Here is a 13757-nt window from a genome sequence, read left to right on the forward strand (position 1 = left end):
AATTGTGGCCTCTTTTTGATTTATTGACTTTCAGTTTTGCATTAGAAACTATCAGAAGTATAGATTTTACCGTAAAAAGCTGTTTATTTATAGACTTTACCGTATGTAATATTCGTTTTACTGTAAAAACGCAATAGAATGATGTTACTTTTTATTTTAAATATTGATTTTACCGTAAATAAAGTAATTTATACGGTTTTTACCGTAACAATTATGTATTTTACAGTAAATTGATTTAAATTTAGTATTTTTACTGTATGATATAATTGTTTTACCGTAAAAGCATATCAATCAATGGAACAAAGTGCAGGATTTTATTGGCTCAAAAATCATTATCAATTGCATAGACTTTCGCTAAAAAGTCAATCGTATATAGGAGATAACGAAAAAATGGAAATTACTTCTAAGGGAGTTGTTTTGCGTGTGTTTGGATTAAAGTATGCAGTAGAGAATAATCCAGTGAATCATATTGTTTTTGGTTTAAAATTTGATTATTTCAATCTGCATTTACTAAAATCGGTTTTTAATTGCATTTCTGAAAAGAAAATACTTAATTATATAATGAGCGCTCCAACAGGTATATATAGTCGAAAAATTGGCTTCCTATTTGAGTTTCTTATGAATAAATCACTTGATTTAGACTTTGTTATTTCTGGGAATTATGTTGATTTATTAGACGAAAAAAAATATATCGTTGGTAAAACGGTTAAGAATTCTAAATGGAAAATCAACGATAACTTACTGGGAACTTCAGAGTTTTGTCCAATCGTTAGAAAAACAGCCGAAATAGAAACTTTTCAAAGTATTGATATTTCGGCTCAAATACTGCAATTAAAAAAAGAGTATCCGTTGGATATATTTCATAGGGCGACCAATTATTTGTACGGAAAAGAAACAAAATCATCTTATGAAATTGAGCATGAAAAACCTTCGCCAAAACGTATAGAACGCTTTGTTTCCTTACTGATGAAAGCGGGGACAGTAGCTGGGGAGACAATGTATGATGAGGGTAATTTGACACTTTTGCAAAATGAAATTGTGGATCCCAGATTTGCCGTAAAACAGTATCGCGATTTTCAGAATTATGTTGGACAATCACTTCCCAATTATTCAGAAGTGCTGCATTATATATGCCCGCCACCAGAACTTGTACACTCGTTGATGCAAGGTTTAAAAGGAGTTGCTTTAAAAACGGGAACTGCATCAGCATTAGTTCGAGCCAGCACTTTGTCATTTGGGTTTGTTTTTATTCACCCTTTTGAAGACGGAAATGGACGATTGCATCGATTTTTAATTCATGATACTTTGGTTCGGGATAAAGTGGTTCAAGATGGTTTAATTATTCCTGTTTCAGCACATATATTGAATAATCTCAAAGAATATGATGCAGTGTTAGAAGATTTTTCTAAAGTATTAATGCAAACAATAGATTACGAAAAAGATGACAAGGGAAACATTCATGTTTTAAATTTGGAGGAAATAGAAAGTTATTACCGCTTTCCTGATTTGACAGTACAAACTTCTTTCTTGGGTAAAACGATTCAAGAAACCGTTATGACAGATATTCCGAATGAGCTTGAATTTATTATGAGATACGATGAATTGAGGCTGTCTATACAAGAAATTGTCGATATGCCTGATACTGAAATTAACAGAATGATCCTTTTTCTTCATCAAAATAAAGGCATATTCCCAAAAAGGAGAAGAAAAGATTTTGAAAAACTAACCGATGCAGAAATTGAATTGATGGAGAAAGAATATCTGACTATTTTTGAAATTTAATTATCCCATTTTTTGAGTCTATTAAAGGGTTTCTTAGCTGTTACTCCGCTTTAAACCGAAACCCAATCCCGTGCAAATTCTCAATGGCTATTCCTTTTTCGTTTGCCAAAATTTTGCGCAGGCGGGAAATAAAAACATCCAGACTGCGTCCCATGAAATAATCATCGTCACCCCAAAGAGAGGTTAGGATTTGTTCTCGTTTTAAAACCACGTTTTTATTGTCTAGAAATAATTTTAAGAGGTCGGCTTCTCGCTGGGTGAGCGGTATTTTTTCGGTTTCATTAAAAAGGATGAAATTCTTGGTATCGAATTGGTATTTCCCAATTTCGTAGATTGATTTTTCAACCGAATTATTTTTGCGGGAACGTCTTAGGAATATTTCAATTTTCAACAGTAATTCTTCGATGCTAAAAGGCTTTACGAGATAATCGTCGGCTCCTAATCTAAGACCTTTGATGCGGTCTTCTTTTAAGGTTTTGGCCGAAAGGAAAATTATAGGAACATCAACATCGAGTTTTCTGATTTCAGTAGCCAATTCAAATCCATCCATTTTCGGCATCATTATATCTAGAATGCAAATGTCAAAGCTTCCTTTTTTGAAGGCTTCAAAACCCGATTTTCCGTCTTCGCAATGCGTCACTTCATAGCGGTTTTGCTCCAAATTGTCTTTGGTCAGGAATGCTAAGGTGGCATCGTCTTCGGTATACAATATTCGAACAGTACTCATTTAGTTTTGAGGAATTAATAGTGAAAAGGTACAGCCTTTTTTGGGATTGCATTTTGCGGTTATTTTCCAGTGGTGGAGGTCGCATACTTTTTTGGCATAGTACAATCCCAATCCAAAACCGGTAACTTCATTGCTTTTTTTACTCGGAATTCTATAAAATTTATCAAATACAAAGGGAATGTTTTTGGAATCAATTCCAATGCCGTTATCTGTAAAATCGAATTGCAAATGCTTTCCAACTTTTGCAATAGCGATACAAATTTCGGGTTTGTTTTCGCTATATTTTATCGCATTATCGAGCAGGTTGTACACCAAATTGGTAAAGTGAAATTCGTCCGCTTCAATAGTGACGGTTGCTAAATCGGTTTTAATTTCGATTTGGGTTTCAGGATGTTTTAGGGTGCTGTTTTCAATTACAGCTTCTAAAATTAGCAAGACATTCAGTGTTTTTTTATTCAGTACCAAAGGAGCATTATCCGATTTTGCGACGCTCAGAATTTTCTCGATATGCTGATTCAGCTTGTTGCTTTGGTCAATAATAATGTGGGTGTATTTTTCCAGTTTTTCATCTTGCAGAATTGGATTTTGTTTGATGAGGTAATTGGAAGCAATTAATATGGAGGACAAAGGCGTTTTGAATTCATGTGTCATATTATTGATGAAATCACGTTGCAAGTCAGAGTATTTTTTTTGCTGTAAAAGCGTGAAAATAGAATAGACATAAACCAGTAAAATAACAATTAAAGCAATCGAAAGCACAAACCAAAACCGTAGGGAACTGAATAAATAACTCGTTTCATTGGGAAACCGAATGGCAAAATAATAGACCAAATTTTTGTGTTTGGGGAAATGTACAGAATGTTTGGTCTGTTTTTTTTCGGATAGCGAAATGTAGTTGCCATAGACCATTTCATCGCTTTGGCAATTGTACATGGCATATTCAAAATCGGTGGTGATATTCATTTTCTTAAACTCGGATATGAGATAAAACTCTAAAATTTCGGGTTCAAAATCGTTATCAATATTGACAATATAATAATCATTGGAGATTTTCCGCACCGGATTTTTCCCTGGAAGTTCTTGATTCGTTCCCTGATACAATTTTTTGGCAACCTCCAGTAAGGCGACATGTGCTCTTTGACTGAATTTTTTTTCTTCAACACTGAAGGCTTCTTTCGTCCAAAGCAATTGCGCTATTAGGATTCCGATGATGGCGATTAACCCGATTAAGATGCTGCTATTGAGTTTGGTCAGTTTCATTATGTAATATTAATCAAAATTTGCTTGACTTTTTTGCATTAACAAGTCGTTAACAAAGATTGAATAACGCTTAACAAGAGTGTCTGTTTTTCTAATCTACTTTTGGATTGTTGAAAAACAGTAACCAATAAAACTAATTTATTATGAAAATGATTAAAATTTCAATGTTGGCATTAACTCTAGGATTAATGTCATTTTCGGCCATCGCTCCTGTGAAAACTTTGGTATCAAAAGTAGCTGTTACCGCTTCTTCAATTGTATGGAAAAGCGAAAGCATAGATGTGGGACAGATTCCGCAAAACACTCCAAAACCAATTGTTTTTGAATTCAAAAACACTGGAAAAACAGCTGTAATCGTTACCAATGTGCAAGGTTCTTGCGGATGTACGGCAACAGATTATACCAAAACCCCAATTGCCCCAGGAAAATCGGGCACCGTTACGGCTACTTACAATGCGGCTAATCCAGGTGGATTTACAAAAACAGTATCGGTAACTACAAATGCTGAAACGACAGTTAAAGTTTTGACGATAAAAGGAACTGTTGTTGCAGCTACTGGAGTGAAAAGTTAATTTTTAAGATTAATTTTTGGAGCAGAATCATTAGGCATTTTCAGGAAGCATTGGTTCCCGCCATCATTCCAATCTTTTGTAGAGACGGGTTTCAAACCCGTCTCTACAAAAGGATTTTCCCTTCTGTCGGGGCTAAAAGGGATTATTTTGCTTTTTTGCCATTATTTAAAAAAAAGGTCTGCCCTTAACTGTTTGGTTTTTATAAAAGAACTTTTTTCAAAATAAAATATTGAAAAGAAATAGACCATTAAGGAATTAAGAGTCAGTAAGGTTGTAATGGCTTAATGACTCTTAATTCCTTAATGGTTTAGAATTTTTAAATTTAATCTTAAATTTGAAACCCACACAATTCGTAATAGAATTCAAAAAATAGTAATTCAAGATTTAACTATCGTCAGCGGTTTTAATCGTTGGCATTTCAATAATCGAGTTCCCGATTTAAATAAAAAAGGATATGACTATCCGTAAAGCAGACCATGATTGATTTTTTGACACCGATTAGCACTGATTATTTGGGTATAAATTAAAAGTTTGAGTAATAAATATACATAATCTATAAGGCCAGATATGTATTGACTAATTTTTATCTGTGTAATCCGTCCAATCTGTAGAATCTGTGTTCTATTTTTAGATGTGTCCACTCGTTAGCGGTAATAATTTAACGAATATTTCTAAAAATAAAAATATTGTACATACATTTGTACAAAATGCAATAATTATGTTAGTAGCAAATATTTCAGACTTCAGAAAAGATATTAAATCTTACTTTGATAGAGTAGCAATAAACTTTGAAACTCTAATTATAAATCGTGGAAAAGATTCAGGGATTGTTGTTATTTCACTTGAAGAATATAATTCACTAATTGCAACAAATTATGAATTATCAAACAGAACTAACGAAAGTAGATTAGATTCTGCTATTGATAAACTTAAGAGTGGTAAATCATTTTCAAAAGACTTAATTGAGGAGTAAAATGAAATATGTATTTGTTGATGAATCTTGGGAAGATTATTTGTATTGGCAAAAAAATGACAAGAAGAAAGTAAAAAAAATAAATGATCTACTCAAAGATATTTCAAGGAATCCTTTTGAAGGAATAGGAAAGCCAGAACCATTGAAACACAAGTATGCTGGATTTTGGTCAAGAAGAATTGATGAAGAGCATAGATTAATTTACAGGTTTATCGATGATGAAATTCAAATTTTGAAATGTAGACATCATTATGACTAATATTACTACCGCTTACACACGCTAAAAGCAAATTGGGGATTTGGCTTAATTTGAAGATGGTTTTGTGTCAGGAAGATTTGCCAAATCCTAAAATTGGGCTTAATTTAGTCCCAAACTACTTCTAGCGCGGGTACGATAGGGAAGCTTTTGTTCTGCAAATTAATCTGTGAAAATTTGTGTAATCTGTGTCAAATAATCATATTTAAGTTTTTACATTCATTTAATAAATCGAGTAATAATCTTATTGGAATTAGTTACGGACATTCATAAAAAAGTATATCAAACCACCTCTTCGGGTGGTTTTTTTGTTTGCAATAGAAGCTATGTAAATTTTTGATTATAGTTTGAAGAAATAGTATCGAAAAGTAATTCACAATCAATTTATATTTGTTGTCTATACTATCATGAAAGTCCCAAAAGATTATGAATTGCTTAAAAAAACACCTTTTATTTTTATTGATTGCCATTTCGTTCGTTTCTACTGCCCAAAAAAAGGTTGAAACCCAATCATTTTTTGAATATAAAGGAAGGGTAGAAAAAATGCAAGAAAATAAAGTCATGCTCATAGGTTCTGCTTCGTCTGTGTCATTTGATTTTAGCGGCAATTCCTGTACCATTTCCTTGCAAAGCATCGATTCTTGGGAACATCAAAACTATGTTTCCCTGGAACTCGATGGTAAATACATCGGAAGAATCCGAATTGAAAAAGGAACTGTACAATCTTTCCCGATTACAGTTCCAAAAAGCAAAAAAGCCCATCATCTTTCTATTTATAAAGCCACAGAAGCTTCCAACGGCGGTGTTTTGTTTGCAGGAACGACGGCGAAATTGATCGCAAGTTCTGCTACCCAAAAAAAGAAAAAAATTGAACTCATCGGTGATTCTATAACGTGTGGTTATGGTAATGATGCTTCTGAAATTCCTTGTGGTAAGGGAGATTGGTTTGACCAGCACAATGCGTATTGGGCTTATGGACCAGTGCTTGCAAGAGATTTAGATGCTGATTTTGTATTGAGTTCTGTTTCGGGATACGGAATGTACCGCAATTGGAATGATGAACATCTTGACGAAGCTATTATTCCCGATGTCTATGAAAATTTATACCTGAATAAAGACAAATCGAAGCCATACAATTTTGCTTTTCAACCCGATTTGGTCAGCATTTGTTTGGGAACCAACGACCTTTCAGACGGTGATGGCAAAAAAGTAAGATTGCCGTTTAATGAAGAAAAATACGTTTCAAATTATATTGATTTCATCAAAACGGTTTACAAACACGCACCCAACACCCGAATTGTTTTGCTGAACAGTCCAATGGTTTCGGGAGATCGAAATGTAACTTTGGTGAGATGCTTGAAAAAAGTGATTCAGGCTTTCGAAAACGACACCATTCATAAACCCATTGCTTTGTTCGAATTCCAACCAATGAGTCCAAAAGGCTGTGGTTATCATCCCGATATTGCAGATGATAAAGTGATGGCCGACCAATTAAATCCTTTCTTTAAAAAATTATTAAATGAAAAATAACATATTTAGATTCATTTTCTTACTGATACTTTCAAATACCGCTTTCGCAAATGTTACGCTACCGAATATTTTTTCGGATAATATGGTTTTGCAACGTAATGCCGAAGTTACAATTTGGGGCTGGGCAAATCCGCAGGAAGAAGTGTTGATTACGCCAAGCTGGAATAATGAAACCTACAAAATCAAAGCCAGTAATCAGGCCAAATGGGAGATTGTCATTCCAACTTCAAAAGAGGGTGGACCATATACTATTGCGATAAAAGGCTACAACGAAATCGTATTGAAAAACATTTTGATTGGCGAGGTTTGGATTTGTTCCGGACAATCGAATATGGAGATGAACGCCAGTTGGGGAATTGAGAATGGAGATGAAGTGGTAAAAAATGCGACCACCCCAAACATCCGATTTTTTTCGGTACCCAAATTAACGGCTACGACTCCTCAAGATAATCTTTCAGGAACTTGGACAGCATGCACGCCCGAAACGATGAAATATTTTAGTGCAGTGGGTTATTTTTTTGGAAAGCGTTTGCAGGAAGAATTAAAAAACGTGCCTATTGGTTTGATTTCTTCCAATTGGGGCGGAACACCTGCTGAGATTTGGATGCCAGAAGAAGTAATTCAGAACGATGCTGTTTTATTAGAATCGGCGAAAACCCGAAAAGAAGAAAGTTATGGTCCCAACCAACCGGGACGTGCTTTTAATGCGATGATTTATCCGCTGACTCAATTTAAAATAGCAGGGGCGTTGTGGTACCAAGGCGAAAGTAACGTGGGGTCAGCGGTTTATGACAAGACGCTTTCGGCTTTGATTACTTCGTGGCGACAATTATGGAAGTATGATTTTCCGTTTTACTATGTTCAGATTGCGCCTTATAAATATGGAGAAGATCATTTTGGAGGTTCAATCATTCGTGATGCACAACGAAAAGTGTTGCAGGAAGTTCCAAATACGGGAATGGTTGTAATTAGTGATGTTTCAACAGCTGAAGATATTCACCCAAAGGATAAAAAATCGGTAGGAACTCGTTTGGCGAATTTAGCTTTGGCGAATACGTATAAAACCAACTCGACATTGGTAAACGGCCCACTTTATAAAGGTTTTAACATTGAAAAAAATAAATTAACAGTCACTTTTGAGTATGCAGAAGGTTTGTATTTTAAAGAGAAGAAAGCCGATTTGTTTGAAGTTTCAGGTGCAGATAATGTGTTTTATAAAGCGACTGCTGTAATCAAGAACAATTCCGTCGTTGTACAATCGGATAAAGTAAAAACTCCTACGAAAGTGCGTTACGCATGGAAGAATACGGATCAAGCGACTCTTTTTAATAAAGCGAATTTACCGGCTTCTAGTTTTATAAGTGAATAATTTTTTAACCCTTTCAGAGTTTTGAACTCTGAAAGGGTTAAAAGAGTTGATGATGAACTGCGTAAGGGATAGCAGTGAAAATCCTCCCGATTTTTCTCGGGAGATTGTAACGGATAGCCCGACCCGACTTTTTCTGGAGGGATACGCCCAAATAATAAATTACGAATTATGAAAAACAATACACTAATTATTGCAGGGATTTTTACCCTGATTAGCACAGGAACTATGATTGCACAAAAATCACCACATTTAGACAAAACAAAACCGATTGAAGAACGTATCGATTTGTTGATGAAGCAAATGACGCTTGAAGAGAAAGTCGGACAAATGAATCAATATAACGGTTTTTGGGAAGTAACCGGTCCTGCACCAAAAGGCGGAAATGCCGAGTTGAAATACAAACATTTGCGCGATGGTTGGGTAGGATCTATGCTATCGGTTCGCGGGGTGAAAGAGGTAAAAGCGGTTCAGAAAATTGCCGTGGAGGAAACCCGATTGGGAATTCCGTTAATCATTGGTTTTGACGTGATTCACGGGTACAAAACCTTGAGTCCGATTCCATTGGCAGAAGCGGCGAGTTGGGATATGGAAGCGATTAAAAAATCGGCTCAGGTGGCAGCAGACGAAGCTTCGGCATCTGGAATCAACTGGACTTTTGGTCCTAATGTCGATATTTCTCATGATGCGCGTTGGGGGCGCGTGATGGAAGGAGCGGGAGAAGACCCATATTTAGGGAGCAAAATTGCCATTGCACGAATCACTGGTTTTCAAGGAGATACCAAAGCAGATTTGCAGAAAGTAAATACGATTGCGGCTTGCGCCAAACATTTTGCTGCTTATGGTTTTGCCGAATCGGGAAGGGACTATAATACAGTGGATATAAGCAATTCTAAATTGTACAATACGGTTTTGCCTCCGTTTAAAGCGGCGACTGATGCGGGTGTTCGTACAATGATGAATTCGTTCAATATTTTGAATGGCGTTCCGGCAACCGGCAACAGTTTTTTGCAAAGAGACATTCTAAAAGGCAAATGGAAATTTGACGGTTTTGTGGTTTCAGACTGGGCTTCGGTTCGGGAAATGATCGCGCATGGTTTTGCCAAAGATGGTGCAGATGCAACAGCCAAAGCGGTAAGCGCGGGATCGGATATGGATATGGAGTCGCATTTGTATGTAGCAGAATTGGTAAAACTGGTAAAAGACGGTAAAGTAAAAGAAGCCTTGGTTGACGATGCCGTTCGCAGAATTTTGCGTGTAAAATTTGAATTGGGATTGTTTGATGATCCGTACAAATATTGTGACGAGAAAAGAGAAAAAGCAACCATAGGTAACAAAGCCAATAATGATGCGGTTTTGGATATGGCCAAGAAATCGATTGTGTTGTTGAAAAACGAAAAAGGATTACTTCCGCTAAAAAAATCCGGACAGAAAATTGCATTGATTGGAGCTTTGGCCAATGACAAAAACAGCCCATTGGGAAGTTGGAGAATTGCTTCAGATGATAATACCGCCGTTTCGGTTCTGGAAGGTATGCAACAGTACAAAGACAATCAATTGACTTTTGAAAAAGGAGCCGATTTGACTGTTGGAAAAAAGGCTTTTGTGGATGAATTGGTTTTCAATACCACTGACAAAACTGGATTTGATGCTGCCAAAAAAGCTGCTGCAAACGCTGATGTTGTGGTAATGGTTTTAGGCGAACATGGTTTTCAGTCGGGAGAAGGACGCAGCAGAACAAACCTTGATTTACCGGGCGTTCAACAGGAATTGCTGGAAGAAATTTACAAAGTGAATCCGAACATTGTTTTGGTTTTAAATAATGGAAGACCATTAGCTTTACCTTGGGCGGCCGAGCATATTCCTGCCATTGTTGAAGCTTGGCATCTGGGAACACAAACCGGAAATGCTGTCGCTCAGGTGTTGTACGGCGATTACAATCCAAGTGGAAAATTGCCAATATCTTTCCCTAGAAATGTAGGTCAAGTGCCGATTTATTATAATAATTACAATACGGGAAGACCAGTAAATAGTGATAAAAATGTTTTTTGGTCACATTATATAGATGTAGAGAAAACGCCTTTGTATCCTTTTGGGTTTGGGTTGAGTTATACTACTTTCGATTATAAAAATTTGAAAATCAATAAAACCGCTTTCGCAAAAGGGGAGCCGGTTGTGGTTTCGGTGGATATTACCAACTCCGGTAATTATGACGGTAAAGAGGTCGCGCAATTGTACATACAAGACGTTGCTGCTAGTTTGGCAAGACCCGTAAAAGAATTAAAAGGTTTTGAATTGGTAGCACTGAAAAAAGGTGAAACCAAAACCGTAACGTTTACTTTGACTGACGCAGCATTAGGTTTCTTTGATAATGAAGGTAATTATTTGGTAGAATCGGGAGCTTTTAAAATTTGGGTAGGAGGAAGCTCTGACACCCGTTTGGAAAGTAGTTTTGAGTTGGAATAATTAATAAATTTCTTAGCCATAGCCCACTCCCGATAATTATCGGGATCAACCGTGGGATTTTTTAAAAATATTATTTTGACATTATTGTCTCCAACGGTTGAAACCGTTGGCTATGGTATAACGTTTATAGGGTTACAAGAATTAAGTAAGCTAATAATTCAAACCCGATTTGTACTCAAAAACAAGTCGGGTTTATTTGTATTATAAATTTACGAATGCGAACTTTACCAATTATGAAAATGAATGAGACTGCCCGCAACTGATACCAAGAGTCTAAATGTTGAAAATGTACTTTGCGTCTCTGCGTCTTTGCGTGAAATTGGGCTCGCAAAGGCGCAGAGACGCTAAGAACGAAAAGGTTAATATTTGTAAAAAATAATTCGATAATCGACTTTTATAAAAAATTGCACTAGTGACTGATAGTCATTACATTAAAAATTAAACCTAAAATAGAGACAATGAAATACAACAGATGTGGAAAAAGCGGCTTATTATTGCCACAAATTTCTTTGGGATTATGGCATAATTTTGGTTCGGTCGATTCTTTTGAAAATGCCGAAAGTATTGCCAAAGCAGCCTTTGATAAAGGAATCACCCATTTTGATTTGGCCAACAATTACGGGCCAGTTCCAGGTTCGGCGGAGACTAATTTTGGTACTATTCTAAAAAATAATTTTCAAGGAAACCTTCGGGATCAAATTGTAATATCGACCAAAGCGGGTTACGGCATGTGGGATGGGCCTTATGGGGATTGGGGTTCCCGCAAGTATTTGTTGTCGAGTTTGGATCAGAGTTTGAAACGAATGAATTTGGACTATGTGGATATTTTCTATTCGCATCGTTTTGATCCCGAAACCCCTTTGGAAGAAACAATGATGGCATTGGATTATGCTGTTCGAAGCGGAAAAGCCTTGTATGCTGGAATATCCAATTACAATCCAGAGCAAACGAAGGAAGCTACCAAAATCTTGAAACAACTGGGAACGCCTTGTTTGATTCATCAAGTAAAATATTCCATGTTTGAAAGAACTCCCGAAGCTGGATTATTGGATGTTCTCGAAGAAAAAGGAGTAGGCTGCATTGCTTTTTCGCCTTTGGCACAAGGGCTTTTAACGGACAAATATTTAAAAGGAATTCCAGAAAACTCCCGTGCTCATAATCCAAACGGTCATTTGCAAGAAGATGAGGTGTCTGGGGAAAGAATCCAGAGAATTATTGAACTAAATGACATTGCTAAAGAAAGAAATCAGTCTTTGGCGCAAATGGCTTTAGCTTGGTTGCTCAAAGATAACAGAATTACGTCGGTGTTGATTGGTGCCAGTTCGGTGGGGCAATTAAATAATAATATAGATTCATTACAAAATTTGGAATTTTCATCAGATGAATTGGTTGCAATAGAAACTATTTTAAGTTAATAAGAAAAGGAGCAAACTGATGTTTGCTCCTTTTTTTATTTCAATAGTAAATTATACTTTTTTACAATCTCTAATGTTGTCTTGTCCGCAGAAAAAACTGAGTTCAAACCCTGTGGTTCCTGTGGCGGATCTGTAGTCAAAGGATCACCAGGATTCCATTTTCCGTCTTTGTTAACCGCTTTTCCTTCACCGCCAAAACCCCAAAAATTGGCCGCTTGTAAGGCGCCATTGCTTTTATGACTTTCGGCAACTCTTTGGAAAATATAATTGTAAAAAACGTCTCGGTTGGTTACTAATGCTGTTGTTGTTAGACCTTCATTTTCTCTTGGTAAACCAAATTCTTCAATGATAATCGGTCTTTTCAAATGATTGGCGACTTCAACGTGTAAGTCAATATATTTCCCGGCATTTTCTAGCGTTGTTGGCAATGTTTTTTCGGCATCATCAGCTTTGTACCAATTCCAGTTTTTGGGCCAAATGTGCATGGTTAAATAATCAATATTCGGATTTGTATGTGTTCTTTCAAAAGTTTCCATGCTGTCGTTCGAACTGTTTTTTCCCTCAGAACCTGTCGAAATCAAATGATTTTTATCCAAGCTATCCATTAGGTTGACAATAGTGTTGAGCCAAACCGTAAATTTTGCTTCATTTTCTGCTGTAAAAGTGCGTGGTTCATTCCCCACTTGCCAAGCCATAATAGTGTTATCCTCAGTATATTTTCTTTTGGTATAAGCGTTTGTTCGTCCCAAAATAAATTTCACATGCTTATTCAGAGCTTCCATGCAAGGCTCGCAACTGTGGAATTTCTCGGTATAACTCATAAACTGTGGCCAAGTGTTGGGCGGAATAGCTGGAACCGGAATGGCGCCTTTGCCGTTCCATTCCAAATATTGTGACATCCCACCCGACCATTCCCAGTTGTTGGTTAAGTACAACACTGCATACATCTTGCGTTTCCCCATTTCGGCAATCAAAAAATCCAAGCCGTCGAGTAAGTCCTGATCGTATTTTCCTTGTTCGTATTGCAAAGCAGGACGAACAGTATAATCGTATGTTCCGCCATCGCCACCGACCAAAACCCGCAAGTTGTCAATACCGTATTTTTGCATTAAATCCAGTTCTCGAATCAGTCTTTTTCGGTCACCCACTTTCTTCGAAGCCAACAAACTGCCATACCAATAATTGGTTCCAATGTAAGAGTAGGGTTTGTTTCCTTTAAAGAATTGGGTTCCTTTTACCGTGATTCGGGCTTGTTGTTTTTGGGCTTCACAACCGATGCTTGCCAGACAAATGAGAGCCAAAACTATTTTTAATGCTGATTTTTTCATAATTGATTTAATTTTGTCATTACGAAGAATTAAGTAATCAGGAGCTATTTACTTCGTCAGTTCGCTTCGCTCGTGTCCTGCT

Annotated in this window: 11 protein-coding genes; 8 read left to right on the forward strand and 3 right to left on the reverse strand. The window is 36.5% G+C overall.

Annotated elements, in window-relative coordinates:
• The first annotated feature begins 294 nt into the window (after window positions 1-294).
• A complete protein-coding gene (locus tag AC8GF4_RS06570; RefSeq protein ID WP_506593450.1) occupies window positions 295-1782 on the forward strand; it encodes a Fic family protein in 1488 nt (495 codons plus the stop codon).
• A 40-nt stretch (window positions 1783-1822) separates the two neighbouring features.
• On the opposite strand, the gene AC8GF4_RS06575 is transcribed toward AC8GF4_RS06570, so the two are convergent.
• Together AC8GF4_RS06575 and AC8GF4_RS06580 are read right to left on the reverse strand one after the other, a co-directional pair.
• Complete coding sequence (locus AC8GF4_RS06575) at window positions 1823-2509, reverse strand: response regulator transcription factor (RefSeq protein WP_506593451.1); 687 nt, start codon at window positions 2507-2509, stop codon at window positions 1823-1825.
• Entirely contained in the window at window positions 2510-3769 is a 1260-nt protein-coding gene (locus AC8GF4_RS06580) for a sensor histidine kinase (RefSeq protein WP_506593452.1), read from the reverse strand.
• Window positions 3770-3912: 143 nt separating this feature from the next.
• Here AC8GF4_RS06580 and AC8GF4_RS06585 point away from each other — a divergent pair, with 143 nt between their 5' ends.
• From AC8GF4_RS06585 to AC8GF4_RS06615, 7 genes are all read left to right on the forward strand, one after another.
• The gene (locus tag AC8GF4_RS06585; RefSeq protein ID WP_506593453.1) at window positions 3913-4341 is read left to right on the forward strand and encodes a DUF1573 domain-containing protein; all 429 of its coding nucleotides are present in this window, start codon (window positions 3913-3915) and stop codon (window positions 4339-4341) included.
• A gap of 718 nt (window positions 4342-5059) precedes the next feature.
• Entirely contained in the window at window positions 5060-5314 is a 255-nt protein-coding gene (locus AC8GF4_RS06590) for a type II toxin-antitoxin system Phd/YefM family antitoxin (RefSeq protein ID WP_506593454.1), read from the forward strand.
• 1 nt (window position 5315) lies between these two features.
• Complete coding sequence (locus AC8GF4_RS06595; protein ID WP_506593455.1) at window positions 5316-5573, forward strand: Txe/YoeB family addiction module toxin; 258 nt, start codon at window positions 5316-5318, stop codon at window positions 5571-5573.
• A 423-nt stretch (window positions 5574-5996) separates the two neighbouring features.
• Window positions 5997-7100, forward strand: coding sequence for an SGNH/GDSL hydrolase family protein (locus AC8GF4_RS06600; protein ID WP_506593456.1), 1104 nt, complete (start codon window positions 5997-5999; stop codon window positions 7098-7100).
• Entirely contained in the window at window positions 7090-8469 is a 1380-nt protein-coding gene (locus AC8GF4_RS06605) for a sialate O-acetylesterase (protein ID WP_506593457.1), read from the forward strand. The genes AC8GF4_RS06600 and AC8GF4_RS06605 overlap by 11 nt, the downstream gene beginning before the upstream one ends.
• A 168-nt stretch (window positions 8470-8637) precedes the next feature.
• Entirely contained in the window at window positions 8638-10932 is a 2295-nt protein-coding gene (gene bglX, locus AC8GF4_RS06610) for a beta-glucosidase BglX (RefSeq protein ID WP_506593458.1), read from the forward strand.
• Between the two features lie 458 nt (window positions 10933-11390).
• Entirely contained in the window at window positions 11391-12347 is a 957-nt protein-coding gene (locus AC8GF4_RS06615; RefSeq protein ID WP_506593459.1) for an aldo/keto reductase, read from the forward strand.
• A gap of 35 nt (window positions 12348-12382) precedes the next feature.
• Here the strand turns inward: AC8GF4_RS06615 and AC8GF4_RS06620 are convergent, their stop codons facing one another.
• Window positions 12383-13675 carry a glycoside hydrolase 5 family protein gene (locus tag AC8GF4_RS06620; protein WP_506593460.1) on the reverse strand — a complete coding sequence of 431 codons (1293 nt, stop codon included), beginning with the start codon at window positions 13673-13675 and terminating at the stop codon, window positions 12383-12385.
• Between the last annotated feature and the right edge of the window lie 82 nt (window positions 13676-13757).

The sequence above is a fragment of the Flavobacterium rarum (SeqCode) genome (assembly GCF_965234445.1).
Classification (GTDB): Bacteria; Bacteroidota; Bacteroidia; order Flavobacteriales; family Flavobacteriaceae; genus Flavobacterium; species Flavobacterium rarum.